Origin of the sequence: Acinetobacter sp. ABJ_C1_1 (assembly GCF_044684115.1) — a bacterium.
Classification (GTDB): domain Bacteria; phylum Pseudomonadota; class Gammaproteobacteria; order Pseudomonadales; family Moraxellaceae; genus Acinetobacter; species Acinetobacter nosocomialis_A.
Genome location: NZ_JBITPU010000009.1, coordinates 115,034 through 133,610 on the forward strand (window position 1 = coordinate 115,034; position 18,577 = coordinate 133,610).

Genomic DNA, 18,577 nt, shown 5'->3' on the forward strand with positions numbered 1-18,577 from the left:
AGAATATGTCAAATCAAACAGGGAAAGTCAGCCGTGAAACTCGAGGACATATTTTTTTAATTGGTCTAGATCGGGCAGCAAAACGCAATGCCTTTGATAGCCACCTCATTAAAGACTTATCACTAGCACTGACCGAATATGAAAATAATGATGCTCTGCGCTGTGCAATTATTTTTGCACATGGTGACCATTTTACGGCGGGTTTAGATTTAGTTGAGTTACAACCTAAACTTGCTACAGGTGTTTTTGATTTTAGTGATGAAGAAATTAACCCGTGGGGTACAGTTGGCCGAAAACTAAGTAAACCATTAATTGTAGCCATACAAGGTTATTGCTATACCGCTGGCATAGAACTATTTCTTAATGCAGATATTGCAATTGCAAATGAAAATACTCAGTTTGCGCAAATGGAAGTCCAACGTGGCATCTTACCATTTGGCGGTGCAACTGCCCGCTTTACTCAGGCAGCAGGTTGGGCCAAAGCGATGCGTTATTTGCTTACAGGTGACTCTTTTGATGCAAAAACAGCTTTTGATATGAACCTGATTACAGAAGTTTGCTCAGAAGGTACGGAGCTTAAACGTGCAATAGAACTGGCTGAAAATATCGCGCAAGCTGCACCACTTGCTGTAAAAGCGACCCTCGCTTCTGCCCGTGAAGCCATTAATGAAGGTTATGAAACTGCTTTTAGCCAATTACAGAGCCATCTTCAGCCTTTACTCACCACAGAAGATGTTCAAGAAGGTGTGTTTGCCATGTTGCAAAAAAGACCGCCTGTTTTTAAAGGTAAATAAAACCTACTCAAACTTATACTTCGCGGTTTAAAACTTATTACTCTCTAAGCATATATGCAAAAAGAAAGCCCACATCATGTGGGCTTTCTTTTTATTTATTAGGTTTATTCAACTCTAACAATTTTACCAAATTCATCATGGTGAACGACCGTAATTTTTTGGCTACGGCCCTGTTCAATTTCTTGCTCTGGCAAATCAAAGTAGCGTGCATAATCATCTGTCTGTTTCATGTTAAGTGCACTCCCCCCAACACGGCGTTCAGGCAATACATGACTCCATAGCAACAAACCAATTGCACAAGCAATAAGTGCTGTAAAGCCATGCTCAATTCCCACACCAAAGGCACTAAATAAACGGTGTACCAAATGTGTTTTTTGTAGTTCAACCAATAGCCATACAAACACGAACGGACGCCACAACAACAACCAACCGCCCCACATCATGGCTGTGCTTGTTGTAGAAACATAGCGTTTGTGCCATGGTAATTGACGACGTAAATCAATAATCAACGAATTTGTCTTCATTTCTCTTTACCTAACGAAGTGCTGCGGTTTTCCCCAGACATCAATACAGCACGATCTTTAAAATCTCATGACTCTTGCATTTCATCTAACGAATGCCCCGATCCGGGCTCACCCAACGTGCTCGTTTCTCATCCCCACGTCGTAAGACTTTTGGAAATGCCACAATGGTTGCCGAAATGGTGATTAGCCAAAAGACCAATGGATACCAGATCATCCAGAAATAGTTTTTTCCTAGATGCGGTTCATAGCGACTATCCATCCATTTGCTTAAAGCAAACTGAATTAGACAGGTTGCCCCCAATAAAATACCGCTACCATACGGTAAAAATGGGGAACTCACAACGGCTAAAGCAGGGACCGGTAAAATAAAATGTACCAACCACAACACAGCCATTGCCAGCATTAAATATGACCAGACTAAAGTTAAGCAAAGCTCAAACATGAGAGGCCATAAAAAATTCAATTTTGGTTTGGTGAACACATCAATGTTTTTAATTAAAACCTGTGCTCCACCCATTGCCCAACGTAAACGCTGTTTCCACAAACCGTTTAAGGTTTCAGGCATTAAAATCCAGACCAAGGCATTCGGTTCAAAACGAATGTCCCAGCCTGCACGCTGCAATTTCCAAGTAATGTCGATGTCTTCGGTCAACATATTTGGAGACCAATAATCGACTTGGTGAACAGCACTTTTACGGAAAGCGGTAATTACACCAGACACCGTAAACAAACGACCAAATGTACGCTGTGCACGTTTGATCATTCCCACAATCGAAGAAAACTCACCGACTTGAATACGTCCTAACAAAGTTGAACGCGTACGAATACGTGGGTTTCCAGTTACGGCTGCAACTGTTGGGTTCTGAAGAAAATGACGAATCATCCATTTCGCTGCATGCGGGTCAAGCAAAGCATCGCCATCGATACCAATTAAAAACTCGGCATCGGTCATCAGGCTGCCTGCCTGTAGGCCCATTGCTTTACCTTGGTTTTGTGCAAGGTGAACAACACGAAGCTTTTCGTATTGTTCAGCTAAACGGTCCAGCACTTCACCCGTATTATCCGAACTGCCATCATTAATCGCAATCACTTCAAAATTAGGATAGTCCAGTTTTAAAGCATGACTAATGGTTTCCTCTGCATTATCACCTTCGTTAAAGCAAGGAATAAGTACAGCAACTTTCGGATAGCTTTCTAATGGAGCTGGTTGATCGTAAGGTGGAGCCTTACGTTCCTTCCAATAGAAAATGACCGCACCTATCATCCATAGATATGACATAAACAATGGATAATAAAAAACGAATTTTAGGGCGTGCGACCATATTGCAGCAAAGATTGTCATGTTTCAGCCTCGACTACGGCACAAGACGAGATGATTTTTCAGCAAATGCTTTATGCATCACGTTCACGTCCGGATGATCTTTGATTGGGTCATCAGGGTAATATCCGACATGCATTACGCCTTGTTCATAGAGAGAATGAATTGTCGCAGCCATTTCAGTTGAAGGTACCTTTTCGTTATTACGCCAGTTCGTTGCCTGTAGCTCAAAAACTGTTTTCTTAATGCCATTTGGATATTGCTTAACACGATCAACCATATCTTTATAGAATTGATCTGAGTTTTTCACTTGCTCCATATAAGGCATCGCCATAATAGCAGTAAAATCATAACGGTTTAATGACTCTTCAAGTGACTGAGAGTACCAATTTTCCGCATATGGTTTTAAAGCCACTTGCGCATATAAATTACGTGCTGTTAACAGGAATGGCTCATATTGACGAACCTGATCCACAAGCTGCATCGCAAAATCATCTAAATATCTGGTTTTGTATGCAGTCCACTTTTGCAAATCTTCGTCATTTGCACGAATTTCTGCCAAGTCTGTTGGTAAGCCTTGTTTTGCATAAGCTTTTAAAGCATCTGGGCTTGCATCTTCATAATCAGACAGTGTCACATCGTCATGGAATAAAATTCCATTGAAAGACGATGACTTCGCTAAGTCTTGATATATTTCACGGATAGTTTGACGCGCTTCAGGTGAAAAAGGACTTAAACGAATGTATCCCATATTAAGGTGTCCACCCGTTTTATCCTGTTGGGTTACAACCAAATCTTTTGATACAGGATCAGTTTTTGGTAGTTCCCATGCCAATAATGGCATCCACGCATAAATACGGCTTACAGGAGTACGTGTTTGAATTTGCCATGCAACACGGTTAAATAAATCAGCACGCATAGGAATATGTCGATTTGGGAAGTATACCATATCGGCAGAACCATTCGCATCTGCATCAGAGAAAGCCTGCAAATAAACTGTATTTACGCCCATTGCATTAATACGGTCGAGTAAATTACCTAAATTACGCTCTTGCTGTTGCGGGTCTGGATCATAGATATAGTCGAGATCCACATGCATGATTTTTTGCGGACGGTTATTATCCGTTAAATTTAACTCACGGTTTTTAATCTCTTGAGCTAAATCATTTGTGCTCATTCCGCCCTCTACCAAAATACGGCTCATATTTTGTAGAGACTGTTTAGCGTGATCCGCCCCATCATCAAGTGTGATGGTAATTGGCATACCAAGCTTTTTAGCAATTTGAACAGTTTGCATATTATAGCGACCATATGGCCACACCATAATACGTGGTGAACGTATACCATGTTCTTTAAGCAACTGATTATTCTTTTTTAAATCGTTATAAATTCGGGCCTGATATTGGCTGTCGTTTTCATACGTTTTAGTTTTTACGTCATAAAAACGAGTCGTTGCCGCAGGTTCAGAGTTTCCTTGTGGGTTACCAGTAATACCACGGTGTAAATGATAGCTGTGGCTTGCAATTTCAACAAAACCGCTGTCTTGCATTTCTTTAAGTTCAGGCCAGCTTAAGATTTTATCACGTGAAATTTCTTCGCCAGAAAAATCAACTTTCTGATTTGCTTTAGGCTCTAACCATGAACCAACAACAGCAAGTACTACCGGGATTTTTTTAGCCTTAATGACTGGATAGGCATTTTGATAAAAAGACTGATAACCATCATCTACAGTTAATAAAACTGGCTTGGTCGGCAGTGCAGTTTTGCCCTGATGAGCACGAATCAACTGGTCTACAGTAATAAAATGGAAACCGTTTTTTTGCAGCCAATCAATATGCTCACTAAATTGTTTCGTGGTTACTGCATATTGAGGAATTAAGGCATTTTTAGTATCGGTAATTTCATGATAGCCAATAACAGTAAGTTCTGAAGCATCTATTTTAGGAGGCTTAGCTAATGCCATACCTGACAAGCCTGCTAAAGCCAAGCCAAGCGTTAGATTCAACAAAGGAGATGCAAAACGGGTAATCATGAAATAGCGTCTCAATAGCAATATAGATTATTTATGTGAAATTTAAACTTAAGAACTAAACCTTATGTCAATTTAGCCCTTAGGTTCAGACTGTTCCAAAAGAACAGTTTTTCAGTTCACCTTTATAATCAAATAAACTGAAAATAATCTTAAATATTCAAAAAGCTAAAATATAAATAGTGAATGTATTTATATTTAAAGCTTATATATAAAATCAAACCCTAAAGAATTTGATATCACTCATCACGAGTTTTTACGTCAAATAATTCGATTTCAAAAATCAAATTTGAATTTGCCGGAATAATTTTACCCATTTTGCGTTCGCCATAAGCTAAATGCGCAGGAACAATAAGTTTACGTTTTCCGCCCACTTTCATTCCCATGATGCCTTGGTCCCAACCTTTAATCACACGGCCTGTACCAATGACACATTCAAAATAATTTCCGCGGTCAATTGAAGAGTCGAATTTAGTACCGTCTTCTAACCACCCTGTATAGTGCGTGGTAATTAAAGCACCTTTAACCGCTTCTTTACCTTCGCCTACTTTTAAATCAATAATTTCTAATTCAGTGATCATAACATTTCCGTTTCATTTAAATTCACAGCTCAGACTCAATCTTTAGTCTAGCAAGTGAAGTTGTAAAATTTGTTTCGCTTTCCAGTTTTACTGTAATTGTGTCCACACCACGTTTGCTTGGCCCTTTTCACCAAGCAAAGTCCACTCTGTGTCCATAACATTTAACTGTAACTGCATAGTGCGTTCACAAAGCTGTTCTAACTCTGCTGTACTTTCAGGTGCAATTTGCCATACCTGAACATTACTCAAAGTTTTAATTTTACTGTTTCTCTTCCACCAGTCTTCGACTTGTGAACCATAAGCAACAATTGCCACATTTTTACAACGGGCACTGGCTTTTTTCACTTTATCTTCAGAAGGTAAACCGACTTCAATCCAGGTTTCTAACTGCCCTGTTAAGTCTTTTTGCCAAAGTGCAGGCTCATCAGTTTCAAAAAGGTCTTTGGTAAATTCAAGGCTATCACTGGCAAAACGTGCAAATGCCATAACACGAACCATTAATCGTTCTAAAGTTTCTGAAGGATGTAAGGCAAGCGTCAATTGATAATCGCCATAAATATGGTCATCCATATTGGCAATATTCAGATCCGCTTTATAAATTGTTGCTTTAAGCGCCATAGTTGATATGTCCAAAAATTTGGCGCTAAGAATACTCGATTTTAGTTAAAAATTTATAGAAAAAACGCAGTAACCTAAAACTTCTTTCACTCTAAATTTGCATCTTATTCCAAAACATCTAAGCACTTTCAAAGTTGGCGGGCTTTTTGCTTGAGAGGGCTGTATTCCTCTCTTTTTGATTTGATGACTTATGTGGCAAAAACTTAAACGTAGTTTATTCCTACAAGTTCTATGCGCTCTCTTCCTCGGTATTGCAGTAGGTCTTGGTTTTCATGATTTCTCCCTAGCTTTAAAACCTCTTGGTGATGGTTTTATTTCGCTCATTAAAATGTTGATTGCTCCGATTGTGTTTTGTGTGGTGGTACTGGGAATCTATGGTGCAAACGACATTAAAAAAATGGGCAAAGTCGGTGCAAAAACGATTCTTTATTTTGAAGTGGTCACCAGTATTGCTTTAATTTTGGGAATTATTGTTGCTTATGTCTTTAAACCGGGCGTCGGCATGAATATTGATATTCATCATTTAGATGCTAAAGATTTAAGTACCTATACCGACCGTGCTCATGACATGCATACAGGTTCGGATTTTTTACTTAATATTATTCCAAAAACATTTACGGCTGCTTTTGCCAACGGCGATATTTTACAGATTTTACTCATCGCGATTTTATTTGGTGTCTCGCTACTCTTAATTCCTAAACATTTAGCAGAGCTGGTACGTCAGGCACTTGAAGCTTTCTCTGAAGTCTTTTTTAAAATTATGGGACTTATTATCCGTTTAGCTCCAATTGGTGTATTCGGTTCAGTCGCATATACCACTGCAAAATTCGGATCAGACTCACTTCTACAACTCGGTTATTTAGTTTTACTCTTTTATGCAACCTGCATTTTATTTGTTGTGATTGTTCTAGGTTCAATTCTAAAACTTACCGGCCTCAACATTTTCAAATTTGTAGGCTACTTTAAAGATGAGCTCGCGATTGTTTTAGGTACAGCATCTTCCGATTCGGTTCTCCCTCAAGTCATGAAAAAGCTTAAAAACTTGGGGATTAAAGATTCAACAGTCGGTCTGGTCATTCCAACCGGTTATTCTTTTAATTTAGATGGCTTTTCAATTTACTTAACTTTAGGGGTGATCTTTATTGCACAGGCCTGCAATATCGATCTCTCTATGCATGACTTGTTGGCTATTTTGCTGGTTTCGCTTATTACCTCTAAAGGCGCGCACGGTATTCCGGGTTCTGCCTTAGTGATTCTTGCGGCGACACTTTCAGTCATTCCAAGCTTACCTGCAATTGGCTTAGTACTTTTACTGTCTGTTGATTGGTTTATCGGGATTATCCGTGCCTGCACCAATTTAATTGGTAATTGTGTTGCGACCGTAGTCATTGCACATTGGGAAAAAGACATTGACCATGCTCAAGCTAAAGCTGTACTCGACATCAAAAAATAGATGAATATTTTTGAGAACATTGACTATCTTTTCAATGTTCTCTATTCATCAATTCTGCAATTTAATAATTCATTTTCAAATGCCAGCCAGTCATGTTCATGTTGGCTAATGATTTCAATACGGTTATCAATGCCCTCTTCACCAGACTTATAGTTAAATTGGTCAGGATTAAAATTAAAGGTCTTCCATCCCTGATCTGTATTAAAAATTCCCTTAATACGTAGCCAGTCTTGCTGTGCACACAACACATCAAGCAGAGCATAAAACTCAAATTTCCAACGCTTAGGAAATTTCCAACCCGCCACAATATAACCTTGTGCAGACTCAACATAGTGATAAGGCAATTGATGAATTTCTTTTGCAACTTCAGCTTCGGTCATTTGTTTTTGAAGCTTAAGTAAAGGTTGTATAGAGCGCTCAGTTAAACGAGCAGCGACATCAATTTCTACTAGTTCAAGTTGACCATGCTCGGTCTTTAGCCATTGCTGCTGATAAGGCTGGTATTCTTCTTTAAGCCTATCTAGCGCCTGATCATCTTCAAAAGTCATGGTGTCAGCATGCGACACCACCACAATTTGCGCGGCTTTTAATTGATCTTCATACAAGTTTTGTTTAACCCAATTGGTGTCATGCAAACGACTACCATCAACAACCGTGACCAATGCACGCATAGCCAAGCTGTTTTGCCAATGAGGTTCTGTAAGCTGATCAAATAATTGTGAAGGGTGCCCAAGCCCAGTAGGTTCAATAAAGAGTCGGTCTGGCTTTTGTTCACTTAACAAGCGAGCCAAAGCAATATGCATGGGAAGTTGGCTGCTACAACATAAACAGCCACCTAATAATTCTTTTACGGCATAGCCTTCATCTTGAGGTAACAGTTGTTGGTCGACTCCAATTTTCCCAAACTCATTCATTAAAACTGCCCACACTTCATCTTTGGGTTTCTGACTTAATAAATGCTGCAATAATGTGGTTTTTCCTGCACCTAAAAACCCTGAGATAATATGGGTAGGCACAGTTTTTGGGGCAATAAGTTTCACAAGCGGCTCAAATCAACAAGGTTTTAAAAACTAAGAAAGGTATATCACTGTTTAAGTGGCATGGAAAACATTTTTCATTTTGAAGCTATAGTTTTCAATTATCCGGCTAAAACAGCATTTTTGTGACATACCTCTCATCAATAATCTAAATTAACTTTAAATAAAAAATAATTAAACGGAATATTCTATTTATGGGCATTCACAATTCATGCCAGAGTGTTTTGTTTACGTAACTAAATTGGCTTTTTTTTACTCAACAAGAAATATTCTTTCACATTTTTAGCGCTCAACAAGCGCTCCAATTTTACAGTAGACGCACATAAACGGCCCGTATATTTCATATTGTTAAGATAGGCGTAATAGATTGTTAAGTTAATTGATGTAATCCAAAGCTCGGCTTAGCATGTGTCCTAGCTTAGTCATTCAGCCCTACATGTTTTATCAGGTAGGTATGAACGATTAGGTTTGATTTATTTTTTAATGAATTTAAGGATGCCATAAAATGAAATTAGCTAAAACTTTACTAGCGACTACTCTAGCTTTAACTGCTGCTTCAACTTTTGCTGCTTCTAAACATGATAAGGTTCATGCTCCAGCAGAAGATAAAGTTGTAGTTTCAACTCAAGAGCAAGCAAACACTGCAAATGCTGCATCTGAAGCAGTAGGTTCTGCTTCTGAAGCTGCTCCTGCTGCTCAATAATTACCTCTGTACTCTCCTCCAAGCTCAGAGATAATTTTGCTGAAACGAAACAGGACGTTGAATTTCGGTGAAGAAAAAAGATCGAACCATGCTGCGGTTCGATCTTTTTTTTAATTCAGTCTTCTTTGTTCTTTAAGAAGTTTTCTTATACATGCTACAAGAAGGATTATGATTTTCTTGTAGGCGCAACACCTTACGGTGTTCTGCTGCTTCAAATCGACAGCGTTTCCATTCAGTATCTAGCTTTAATTGAGGTACTTCACGTGGCTTACCGTGCTCATCAACCGAAACCATCGTGAAATAACAGCTATTGGTGTGGCGTACGGTGCGCTTTTGAATATTCTGTGCTTCTACACGAATACCCACTTCCATTGAAGTACGACCCACATGGTTCACACTCGCTAAAAATGTAACGAGTTCGCCCACATAAATTGGTTCTTTAAAATTTACTTTATCTACAGACAACGTTACGACATAACTGCCTGAATAACGACTTGCACAAGCGTAGGCCACTTGGTCTAACAGCTTTAGAATTGTTCCACCATGAACATTACCTGAAAAATTTGCCATGTCTGGGGTCATTAACACTGACATGGTTAATTCGGACTGATCATCAGTTACGGTTGTCATTTCATCTAATGTAGGCATGACTCAACTCTGTCTCAAAACAAGCTCAGAAAACATTATGGTTGATAATTCACAAAAAAAACATGCTTAAATCCACAACATAGCATCGTATTTTTTAATATTGTTAATTCTTTTTTTGAACGAATATTTTTTAAGCTATTATTTTTAATTATTTTTTAGTTTTTCTTAAATAAAAAGCTGATAAGCAGCCAAAAATAAACTAAAGATGCTATGCCATTTTGTTCCATTTTAAATGACATAGCATCATTTTATATGAGCCTGACTATACTTTATGGATCAGTCCGGTAATACCATTAATAATCATATCAACAGCAATCGTACCAATTAATAAAGCAGATAAACGCCCGACAATATCAAAATATCGATCGATATATTTTGCATGTTTATAGCGTAAATGATCATGTGAAAATTTCATCAAAATCAAAATACTGCATGTTAAAAACATGGTAAACCCAATAACAAGCGCCGCAGCACCAATCGACATTTCAATACCTGTGACCACAGCCGCACTAATCGTGCCCGGCCCGATCATAAAAGGCATGGCGATGGTGCCAGCCAAATGTTCTGGTGCACCGCGCATTTCACCAATGGTGTCGGCTCCCTGAAACACGTAGCGATAGCCAATCACCAAAAAGATAAGGCCACCAAAAATCTGGAAAGCCTCAAAGCGTACGTTCAAGTATTTACTAAAGATTGCTTCACCGCCCCATGCAAACAGCATAAAGACGATATAAGCAATCAAGCTGCCCTGAATTAAGGCTTTGTTAAATACCTTGGTTTCTGAATGGCGGATCAGGCCAATCATATAAATGCTCATTAAAAATGGATTGAGCAAAGAGAAAAATAAAGCAAAAGAATGCAGATATGGTGAAACCATGCATATTCCCCTTAAGCTTGCGGATCTGGGAATAATGGACGGTTCCCAGGGCTAATACGATTAATATGCAAGAATGTCATATGTCTTTCATATTTATCTAAAATGTCATTAATAACCTGTTCTTTACTGTAACCCACAAGGTCATTGTCTTGAGAACCTTCATAAAGATAAGTTTCGAGGCGGTAATAGAACTGTTTGCCTCGTTTTACACGCTGACTAAAGTTAGGCGCGCTATAACGGACTGGCCAAATCTGATACACGAAGTTTTGCTCTTCTTCCAAATGAATGGTGATATCGAGGTGATATAGAGCCTCTTCATCTTCAAGTGGTGTTTGCTGCACGTCTACGTTCATACCTTGCTTAATGAGTTCATCGGCAACAGCTTGAACAGCAGGTTTGCAAACGGTATCGAGCATTCGTCTGGTTTCAGTCGTTCCCGGATGATGCATAACCCGAGTCAAACGCTGTTTCCAATTGAGAATATCGACGTTACCCACTACAGGTGCTGCGTTCATACTTCGGCTGGCATGCCTGTAGTCCTCAAGCCTGAGCGACTTATAAAGACCAGCCATGACTAGGAACATCACGAAACTAAACGGCAGTCCCATAATGATGGTTGCATTCTGCAAAGCGGTAATCCCGTTGGTCATCAGCATGGCTAGCGTTAATAAACCAATGGCAATTGCCCAGAACACGCTTAACCAACGCGGCGCATCATTATCAATATGCGTAAGCTTAGTGGTGAAGTTACCTAAAACCAATGCACCCGAGTCGGCAGAAGTCACATAGAACAACAGACCTGTCACTGTCGCTATTGAAGCAATGAAGGTAAAACCTGGATACTGCGCTAACAGGTCATAAAAACCATGGGCAGGATTAGATAATACCGTTGCAGCTAAAGTCTGGTTGCCTTCAAAAATAACGCTGTGCAATGCGCTATTACCAAAAATGGATAACCAGGTTAAGGTAAATAACAGAGGAATAATTAAAGTCCCGCACACAAACTCACGAATAGTACGGCCTCTAGAAATACGGGCCAAAAATAACCCTACAAATGGCGACCAAGCAATCCACCATGCCCAGAAGAACAAAGTCCAGCTGCTCATCCAATCTTTAGGTTGCTCAAAGGCAAAACTTTGTAAGGCTAAGGTTGGGAAGCGAGTTAAATAATCACCAATATTTTGTACCAGTGCATTGAGTAAAAACTCGGTATTGCCCAAGAACAAAATAAATAGCAAAAGACCAATTGATACATAAATATTGATTTCAGACAAAATCCGAAGACCTTTATTCACCCCAGATGTCACTGAAATAATACTAATACCGACTGCAATGGCAATGAGTGCAAACTGCATCCAGATATTCTCTGGCAGTCCTAATAAAACATGTAAACCATAGTTCAGCTGTACCACGCCAATTCCGCAAGTGGTCGCAATACCAAAAATTGTCCCAATGACGGCAGCAGTATCTACACTATGGCCAATTGCCCCATTAATCCTGTTCCCGAAAATTGGGTAAAGTGCAGAACGAATGGTAAGCGGTAAGTTATAGCGATAACTGAAATAGCCAAGTGCCATACCAATCAAGGCATACATACACCATCCAGTCAAACCATAGTGAAATAGGGTCCACACCATACTTTGGCGTGCAGCTTCATAGGACTGACCTACGCCAACAGGCGGCTGCATATAATGAGATAATGGCTCGGCCACCGAGAAGAACATTAAATCGATACCAATACCTGCCGAAAACAGCATGGCAGACCAACTCAGTAGACTAAACTCAGGCTTTGAGTGTTTAGGACCAAGTTTAATTTCACCATATCTTGAACAGGCAATGAAAATGACAAACACCATATACAGCGTTGCAGCCAGTAAATAGTACCAGCCAAAGGTTGACGTTACCCACGCAAGAACGGTGTTAATGGTTCGATTTGCGAAATCGTTAAATAAAAAAGTAACGAGAGAAAAGATTAAAATGATTAGAGCTGAAATATAAAAAACCACACGGTTAAGCGGGTCTTTTTTAGATTTAGATAATGTTAAATCATCAACTGCTCTTGGATTATCTGTTGCCATACAATCCTCAAGGAATAGAAGAAAAATAAAATATTCAATTTAGTCTTTTCACTATTTAACCATAATGAAAAGACTGCTTTGAACGCAAAAAATAAATAAATGTGATGAACCAAGATTATAAAACCTCGGTTACTTTGTTCTGGTCACAATTCGATGGAATAGAAATGTCTTTTGAAATAGCTAACTGCTTTTTCGCAACATTCGGGTCAAAATCATCTTGCTTTAAGGCTTTGGCTAAACCAAACATATAAAGCAAAATAATCACAGAAAATGGTAAACCACATAACACCACTGCACTTTGCATGGAGTTAAAACTACCTGCTAATAATAAGCCGATACTTACAATGGTAATGACCACAGACCAAAAGATGCGTAACCAGATCGGTGAATCACTATCACTGGTGCCCCCTCTCGAGGACAAATTGGCGATCATTAGTGTACCAGACCCAACAGGGGTCAAAAATAAAACGAAACAAATTACAACAACAATCCCGGCAATATACGGATTAAATGGGAGATATTCGAGTAATTTGAATAATGACAATGCTGGGTCACTTAAAACCATATCACCTAAAGCTTTCTGCTTTTGGTTGAGAATAAAATGAATTGCGGTGTTTCCAAAAATCGAAATCCAAGCCAAGGTAAAACCTAATGGAATGAGACATACCCCCAAAACCACTTCACGAATGGTTCGACCTTTTGAAATACGCGCAATAAACATTCCTACAAAAGGTGCCCAAGCAATCCACCATGCCCAATAAAACACAGTCCATGAACCCAACCAACCACTGGCTTTTTGATTGTATAAATACATATCAAAGCTTTTACCCATAAAATTGTTGAGATAATCACCGACATTTTGCACAAGACCATTTAACAAATGGTTAGTTGGCCCAGTTAAAAATACAAATAAAAGCAACGCATAAAGCAAACGCAAGTTAATACGCGATAACCATGCCAAGCCTTTTTCAATGCCAACCACTGTTGTGATGGTCGCAACACTCATCATGACGAGAACAGCTGTAATTAAGGTTGCAGAGCTATGCGGTATTTCAGGAATTAAATAGCAAATACCTGAAACCAGCACTAAAGCACCAATACCTAAGTTGGTCACGAGCGAAATGACAGTTGCTAAAATACCAAAGCCATCGACAAAATCACCCACTAAGCCATGAACTCGTTCTCCGAAAATTGGATAGAGGGCCGAGCGCAATGCGAGCGGTAAATCTTGTCTAAAAGCAAAGTAACCTAAGGTCACACCGAGCAAGGCATAAAGCACCCAGCCATGAATACCCCAGTGCAAAAAGCTATAGGTCATGGCATTTCGAGCAGCCTGAATGGTTCCTGCCTCACCTTCGGGTGGTCTTAGAAAATGATCAACAGGTTCAGCAACACCATAATAAAGTAGCGCGATACCAATACCTGCTGAAAACAGCATTGAGGTCCAAGCCAAATAGCCAAACTCAGGTTTGTCGTGGTCTTTTCCTAAAGGAATTTGTCCCACTTTTGAGAAGGCAAGCCAAGCCACAAAGCCTAAACACAGCACTATCACCAACATGTAATACCACCCGAAAAAGTGGTTTACCTGCTCTTGCACATAGGTCAGCCAAAACTGACTTTTTTCTGGAAACAGTACAAATAATAGGCCAAAAATGCCGATACTGACTGCCGAACTCCAAAATACGAAACGATTTAACCGAATATGGTCTGAAGAATATCCATCACTTTTCAACACCATCTTATTGCTCCTTGCAATCGGTGTATTTTTCCCAAAATAACGTGATAAGTACTGGACTTATGCGCATCATCCTATCCGTAAGAACTTCTGATTCTATCTCTTCTACCCCGAAGTAAGATTCAAAAATTCATTGATTTTTACACATCATACTTGTTATTGATTGAACGTTCAATCAATAACAAGTATGATAAAAAAAGTGCTATGATGCTCTGCAAGTTAACATGCTGAATTTAAAGCACCCGTAAAAGTGCTGATGTGGACAATCATGACAAAACGCAGAGTAAAACCAGAGCATGTGCGCCGTGAAGAGATTATGAACGCTGCACTCGACGTAATTTATGAAGTGGGGTTATCCAATACCACCATTGCACAAATTGCAAAAAAAGCCGAGCTGTCGACCGGCATTGTTAGCCATTATTTTGGCGACAAACAAGGGTTAATAAATACCTGTATGCAAGAAATGCTGAATGTTTTGCGTCGTAAAACCGAACAATACAGAGCAGAAGCAGATTCGCATCCAGAAAGCCAGATTAAGGCAATTATTGACTCTAACTTTGACATTAGTCAGGTAAATGAAAAAGCAATGCGGGTCTGGTTAGACTTTTGGTCTGCAAGTATGCATGTACCAGACCTGAGCCGTTTGCAAAAGATTAATGATCAACGCCTGTACTCCAACTTGAAGTTTTACTTTCTCAAGTTAATAGATGAACAACAGGCCAGTGTTGCCGCAAGAGGTTTGGCAGCATTGATTGATGGATTATGGCTACGCGGCAGTTTAAGCCGTCACAACGAATTTGACAGCGAGCTGGCCCGTTCCATTGCTTACGATTATGTAAAAACGCAATTGCAATTTGCGAACAAGCCTTTGCAGGAGAGACAAAATGAGTGATGTACAAGTTTATCAACTGTATATCCATGGACGCTACGTTGAAGCAACCAGTGGTAAAACATTTAATAGTATTAACCCTGCCAACGGCGAGACAATCGCGACTCTTCAACAGGCATCTGAACAAGATATTGAAGCTGCTGTAAAAAGTGCCCAACAAGGACAAAAAATCTGGGCAGCCATGACCGCTATGGAGCGTTCACGTATTTTACGCCGTGCTGTCGATATTCTCCGTGAACGTAATGATGAGCTTGCCCGTCTTGAAACACTCGACACCGGTAAAGCCTACAGCGAAACATCTACAGTTGATATTGTGACTGGTGCAGATGTACTCGAATACTACGCAGGACTTGCAACCGCCATTCAGGGCGACCAAGTTCCACTTCGCGAATCAAGTTTCTTTTATACACGCCGTGAACCATTAGGAGTGGTTGCAGGTATTGGGGCTTGGAACTATCCAATTCAAATCGCTTTATGGAAATCTGCCCCTGCTCTTGCAGCCGGCAACGCTATGATTTTCAAACCAAGTGAAACAACACCACTCACTGCATTTAAACTTGCAGAAATCTATACAGAAGCTGGTTTACCAGACGGCGTATTTAACGTGGTACAAGGTGCTGGCCGTGAAATTGGTCAATGGCTCACTGAACATCCTGTGATTGAAAAAATCTCATTCACTGGTGGTGTGGAAACCGGCAAAAAAGTCATGGCAAGTGCTGCGGGTTCTACGCTTAAAGAAGTGACCATGGAACTTGGTGGTAAATCACCACTGATTATTTGTGAAGATGCCGACCTGAACCGTGCCGCAGACATTGCAGTCATGGCGAACTTCTTTAGCTCAGGTCAGGTATGTACCAACGGTACTCGTGTATTTGTTCCAAAATCACGTTTAGCCGACTTTGAAAAAGCGGTTGTAGAGCGTGTAAAACGTATTCGCATTGGCGACCCAATGGCTGAAGATACGAACTTCGGTCCACTCACTAGCTTCCCTCACATGGAAAAAGTGTTGTCTTTCATTGAGTCAGGCAAACAACAAGGCGCTAAAGTATTAATTGGTGGTGGCCGCGCAACAGAAGGCGAACTTGCCAAAGGCGCTTATGTACTACCGACAGTATTTAGCGACTGCACTGACCAGATGGCGATTGTTCAAGAAGAAATTTTTGGACCTGTCATGAGCATTTTAAGCTATGAAACCGAAGAAGAAGTCATCCGTCGTGCTAACAACACCACCTTTGGTTTAGCTGCTGGCGTTGTTACTCAAGACATCAGCCGTGCTCATCGCATTATTCACCAGATTGAAGCTGGTATTTGCTGGATTAACACTTGGGGTGAATCGCCTGCCGAGATGCCAGTGGGTGGCTATAAACAATCTGGTGTAGGCCGCGAAAATGGCTTGACCACACTTGGGCACTATACCCGTATCAAATCTATTCAAGTTGAACTTGGCGATTATCAAAGCATTTTTTAATGCCCCAATCGCTCTAAACACTTCAACCTAAATCACATATGCCGAGCAGTCTTTATAGATTGCTCAGGCAAACTGTTAGTAAAAAAAAAGGATAGTTATGAATATTAAAGAATATGATTACATTATTATTGGCGCAGGATCTGCCGGAAATGTACTCGCTGCGCGTCTGACTGAAGACAAAGATACCACCGTTTTACTGCTAGAAGCAGGTGGACCAGATTATCGCTTGGATTTCCGTACACAAATGCCAGCAGCTTTGGCCTACCCACTTCAAGGTCGTCGCTATAACTGGGCTTATTTAACTGACCCAGAGCCACACATGAACAACCGCCGTATGGAATGTGGTCGTGGTAAAGGTTTAGGTGGCTCATCTTTAATTAATGGTATGTGCTATATCCGCGGTAACGCAATGGATTTAGAACAATGGTCAACGCATAAGGGTCTTGAAAACTGGACTTATGCCGATTGTTTGCCTTACTACAAAAAAGCCGAAACTCGTGACATTGGTGAAAATGACTACCATGGCGGTAATGGACCTGTGTCGGTTGCTACACCTAAAAATGGCAACAACGTGCTGTTCCATGCCATGGTTGAAGCAGGTGTACAGGCAGGTTACCCGCGTACTGACGACTTAAACGGTTATCAGCAAGAAGGTTTTGGCCCAATGGACCGTACGGTTACGCCTAAAGGCCGTCGTTCAAGTACCGCACGTGGTTATTTGGATATGGCAAAAGGTCGTCCAAACCTGACTATTTTGACACACGCGACGACCAACAAAATCTTGTTCAACCAAAAGCAAGCGATTGGTGTTGAATACATTATTGGCGCTGACCAAAACAACTTACAACGCGCATTGGTTAAACGCGAAGTATTACTTTGTGCAGGTGCAATTGCGTCACCGCAAATTTTACAGCGCTCAGGCGTAGGTCAAAGTACCTTCTTAAAATCAATGGACATTGATGTGGTTCATGATTTGCCGGGTGTAGGTGAAAATCTGCAAGACCACTTGGAAATGTACTTACAGTATAAATGTAAGCAACCTGTTTCTTTATACCCTGCTTTAAAATGGTATAACCAACCTGCGATTGGTGCCGAGTGGTTATTTAATGGTACAGGTATTGGCGCGAGTAACCAGTTTGAAGCGGGTGGATTTATCCGTAGTTCGGACGAGTTCAAATGGCCAAACATTCAGTACCATTTCTTGCCAGTAGCTATTAACTACAACGGTAGTAATGCAGTAAAAGAACATGGTTTCCAAGCACACGTCGGTTCAATGCGTTCGCCTTCACGCGGTCGTATCAAACTTAAATCGAAAGACCCGTTTGATCATCCAAGTATCTTGTTTAACTACATGTCGACTGAGCAAGACTGGCGTGAGTTCCGTGATGCAATTCGTATCACGCGTGAAATCATGCAGCAACCTGCGCTTGATCCATATCGTGGCGATGAAATTAGCCCGGGCAAACATTTGCAAACCGATGCGGAGCTTGATGACTTTGTTCGTAACCATGCAGAAACGGCTTACCACCCGTCTTGTAGCTGTAAGATGGGTGAAGACGAAATGGCTGTTGTAGATGGTCAAGGCCGCGTACACGGTATGAATGGTTTACGTGTGGTTGATGCCTCAATTATGCCGCTCATTATTACCGGTAACTTAAATGCAACCACCATTATGATTGCCGAGAAAATTGCAGACCAAATTCGTGGACGCGAAGCGTTACCACGTTCGACTGCACCATTCTATGTCGCGTCATAAAACCGTTAAGGGCATATTTCTTATACAGAGATATGCCCTGAATTTAATAGGTACTGCACAAGCATTAAT

At 40.4% G+C, this 18,577-nt stretch carries 16 protein-coding genes; 6 read left to right on the top strand and 10 right to left on the bottom strand.

Going from position 1 to position 18,577, the window contains the following annotated elements; translation table 11 throughout:
- Positions 1–5 precede the first annotated feature (5 nt).
- A complete protein-coding gene (locus ACG59Z_RS12005) occupies positions 6–794 on the top strand; it encodes a crotonase/enoyl-CoA hydratase family protein (protein WP_400199563.1) in 789 nt (262 codons plus the stop codon).
- 104 nt (positions 795–898) lie between these two features.
- Here ACG59Z_RS12005 and pgaD read toward each other — a convergent pair whose 3' ends face one another.
- The 5 genes from pgaD to ACG59Z_RS12030 all read right to left on the bottom strand — a co-directional run bounded on the left by pgaD (position 899) and on the right by ACG59Z_RS12030 (position 5,864).
- A complete protein-coding gene (pgaD, locus tag ACG59Z_RS12010) occupies positions 899–1,318 on the bottom strand; it encodes a poly-beta-1,6-N-acetyl-D-glucosamine biosynthesis protein PgaD (protein WP_311072180.1) in 420 nt (139 codons plus the stop codon).
- A gap of 85 nt (positions 1,319–1,403) precedes the next feature.
- Positions 1,404–2,660: a poly-beta-1,6-N-acetyl-D-glucosamine synthase gene (gene pgaC / locus ACG59Z_RS12015; RefSeq protein ID WP_261491610.1), complete on the bottom strand. Its 1,257-nt coding sequence runs from the start codon at positions 2,658–2,660 to the stop codon at positions 1,404–1,406.
- Positions 2,661–2,673: 13 nt separating this feature from the next.
- Entirely contained in the window at positions 2,674–4,668 is a 1,995-nt protein-coding gene (pgaB, locus tag ACG59Z_RS12020; RefSeq protein WP_400199566.1) for a poly-beta-1,6-N-acetyl-D-glucosamine N-deacetylase PgaB, read from the bottom strand.
- Between the two features lie 236 nt (positions 4,669–4,904).
- Positions 4,905–5,246: an FKBP-type peptidyl-prolyl cis-trans isomerase gene (locus ACG59Z_RS12025; protein ID WP_002054441.1), complete on the bottom strand. Its 342-nt coding sequence runs from the start codon at positions 5,244–5,246 to the stop codon at positions 4,905–4,907.
- Between the two features lie 87 nt (positions 5,247–5,333).
- The gene (locus ACG59Z_RS12030) at positions 5,334–5,864 is read right to left on the bottom strand and encodes a YaeQ family protein (RefSeq protein ID WP_311072186.1); all 531 of its coding nucleotides are present in this window, start codon (positions 5,862–5,864) and stop codon (positions 5,334–5,336) included.
- Between the two features lie 190 nt (positions 5,865–6,054).
- Here ACG59Z_RS12030 and dctA point away from each other — a divergent pair, with 190 nt between their 5' ends.
- Complete coding sequence (gene dctA, locus ACG59Z_RS12035) at positions 6,055–7,317, top strand: C4-dicarboxylate transporter DctA (RefSeq protein ID WP_400199569.1); 1,263 nt, start codon at positions 6,055–6,057, stop codon at positions 7,315–7,317.
- 41 nt (positions 7,318–7,358) lie between these two features.
- On the opposite strand, the gene ACG59Z_RS12040 is transcribed toward dctA, so the two are convergent.
- A complete protein-coding gene (locus ACG59Z_RS12040; RefSeq protein ID WP_400199570.1) occupies positions 7,359–8,357 on the bottom strand; it encodes a CobW family GTP-binding protein in 999 nt (332 codons plus the stop codon).
- A 502-nt stretch (positions 8,358–8,859) separates the two neighbouring features.
- On the opposite strand from ACG59Z_RS12040, the gene ACG59Z_RS12045 reads away from it, so the two are divergent.
- Positions 8,860–9,057 carry a hypothetical protein gene (locus tag ACG59Z_RS12045; protein ID WP_002054416.1) on the top strand — a complete coding sequence of 66 codons (198 nt, stop codon included), beginning with the start codon at positions 8,860–8,862 and terminating at the stop codon, positions 9,055–9,057.
- Positions 9,058–9,189: 132 nt separating this feature from the next.
- Here the strand turns inward: ACG59Z_RS12045 and ACG59Z_RS12050 are convergent, their stop codons facing one another.
- The 4 genes from ACG59Z_RS12050 to ACG59Z_RS12065 all read right to left on the bottom strand — a co-directional run bounded on the left by ACG59Z_RS12050 (position 9,190) and on the right by ACG59Z_RS12065 (position 14,398).
- Positions 9,190–9,705 (bottom strand): acyl-CoA thioesterase, encoded by a 516-nt coding sequence (locus tag ACG59Z_RS12050; RefSeq protein WP_004703199.1) that lies wholly within the window; start codon positions 9,703–9,705, stop codon positions 9,190–9,192.
- 262 nt (positions 9,706–9,967) lie between these two features.
- A complete protein-coding gene (locus tag ACG59Z_RS12055; protein WP_002054351.1) occupies positions 9,968–10,582 on the bottom strand; it encodes a MarC family protein in 615 nt (204 codons plus the stop codon).
- Positions 10,583–10,593: 11 nt separating this feature from the next.
- Positions 10,594–12,660 (bottom strand): choline transporter, encoded by a 2,067-nt coding sequence (locus tag ACG59Z_RS12060; RefSeq protein WP_400199574.1) that lies wholly within the window; start codon positions 12,658–12,660, stop codon positions 10,594–10,596.
- A gap of 115 nt (positions 12,661–12,775) precedes the next feature.
- Positions 12,776–14,398, bottom strand: coding sequence for a BCCT family transporter (locus ACG59Z_RS12065; protein ID WP_400199576.1), 1,623 nt, complete (start codon positions 14,396–14,398; stop codon positions 12,776–12,778).
- Between the two features lie 265 nt (positions 14,399–14,663).
- Here ACG59Z_RS12065 and betI point away from each other — a divergent pair, with 265 nt between their 5' ends.
- The 3 genes from betI (at position 14,664) to betA (ending at position 18,508) form a co-directional block, all read left to right on the top strand.
- Complete coding sequence (betI, locus tag ACG59Z_RS12070) at positions 14,664–15,287, top strand: transcriptional regulator BetI (RefSeq protein WP_004703204.1); 624 nt, start codon at positions 14,664–14,666, stop codon at positions 15,285–15,287.
- Entirely contained in the window at positions 15,280–16,752 is a 1,473-nt protein-coding gene (gene betB / locus ACG59Z_RS12075) for a betaine-aldehyde dehydrogenase (protein ID WP_400199577.1), read from the top strand. The genes betI and betB overlap by 8 nt, the downstream gene beginning before the upstream one ends.
- 97 nt (positions 16,753–16,849) lie before the next feature.
- Positions 16,850–18,508, top strand: coding sequence for a choline dehydrogenase (gene betA / locus ACG59Z_RS12080; protein WP_400199579.1), 1,659 nt, complete (start codon positions 16,850–16,852; stop codon positions 18,506–18,508).
- Positions 18,509–18,577 lie beyond the last annotated feature (69 nt).

Excerpts from the sequence above, each read along its gene's own strand:
- ACG59Z_RS12005 (WP_400199563.1), top strand. The coding sequence starts at position 6 with ATGTCAAATCAAACAGGGAAAGTCAGCCGTGAAACTCGAGGACATATT.
- pgaD (WP_311072180.1), bottom strand. The coding sequence starts at position 1,318 with ATGAAGACAAATTCGTTGATTATTGATTTACGTCGTCAATTACCATGG.
- pgaC (WP_261491610.1), bottom strand. The coding sequence starts at position 2,660 with ATGACAATCTTTGCTGCAATATGGTCGCACGCCCTAAAATTCGTTTTT.
- pgaB (WP_400199566.1), bottom strand. The coding sequence starts at position 4,668 with ATGATTACCCGTTTTGCATCTCCTTTGTTGAATCTAACGCTTGGCTTG.
- ACG59Z_RS12025 (WP_002054441.1), bottom strand. The coding sequence starts at position 5,246 with ATGATCACTGAATTAGAAATTATTGATTTAAAAGTAGGCGAAGGTAAA.
- ACG59Z_RS12030 (WP_311072186.1), bottom strand. The coding sequence starts at position 5,864 with ATGGCGCTTAAAGCAACAATTTATAAAGCGGATCTGAATATTGCCAAT.
- dctA (WP_400199569.1), top strand. The coding sequence starts at position 6,055 with ATGTGGCAAAAACTTAAACGTAGTTTATTCCTACAAGTTCTATGCGCT.
- ACG59Z_RS12045 (WP_002054416.1), top strand. The coding sequence starts at position 8,860 with ATGAAATTAGCTAAAACTTTACTAGCGACTACTCTAGCTTTAACTGCT.
- ACG59Z_RS12050 (WP_004703199.1), bottom strand. The coding sequence starts at position 9,705 with ATGCCTACATTAGATGAAATGACAACCGTAACTGATGATCAGTCCGAA.
- ACG59Z_RS12055 (WP_002054351.1), bottom strand. The coding sequence starts at position 10,582 with ATGGTTTCACCATATCTGCATTCTTTTGCTTTATTTTTCTCTTTGCTC.
- ACG59Z_RS12060 (WP_400199574.1), bottom strand. The coding sequence starts at position 12,660 with ATGGCAACAGATAATCCAAGAGCAGTTGATGATTTAACATTATCTAAA.
- ACG59Z_RS12065 (WP_400199576.1), bottom strand. The coding sequence starts at position 14,398 with ATGGTGTTGAAAAGTGATGGATATTCTTCAGACCATATTCGGTTAAAT.
- betI (WP_004703204.1), top strand. The coding sequence starts at position 14,664 with ATGACAAAACGCAGAGTAAAACCAGAGCATGTGCGCCGTGAAGAGATT.
- betB (WP_400199577.1), top strand. The coding sequence starts at position 15,280 with ATGAGTGATGTACAAGTTTATCAACTGTATATCCATGGACGCTACGTT.
- betA (WP_400199579.1), top strand. The coding sequence starts at position 16,850 with ATGAATATTAAAGAATATGATTACATTATTATTGGCGCAGGATCTGCC.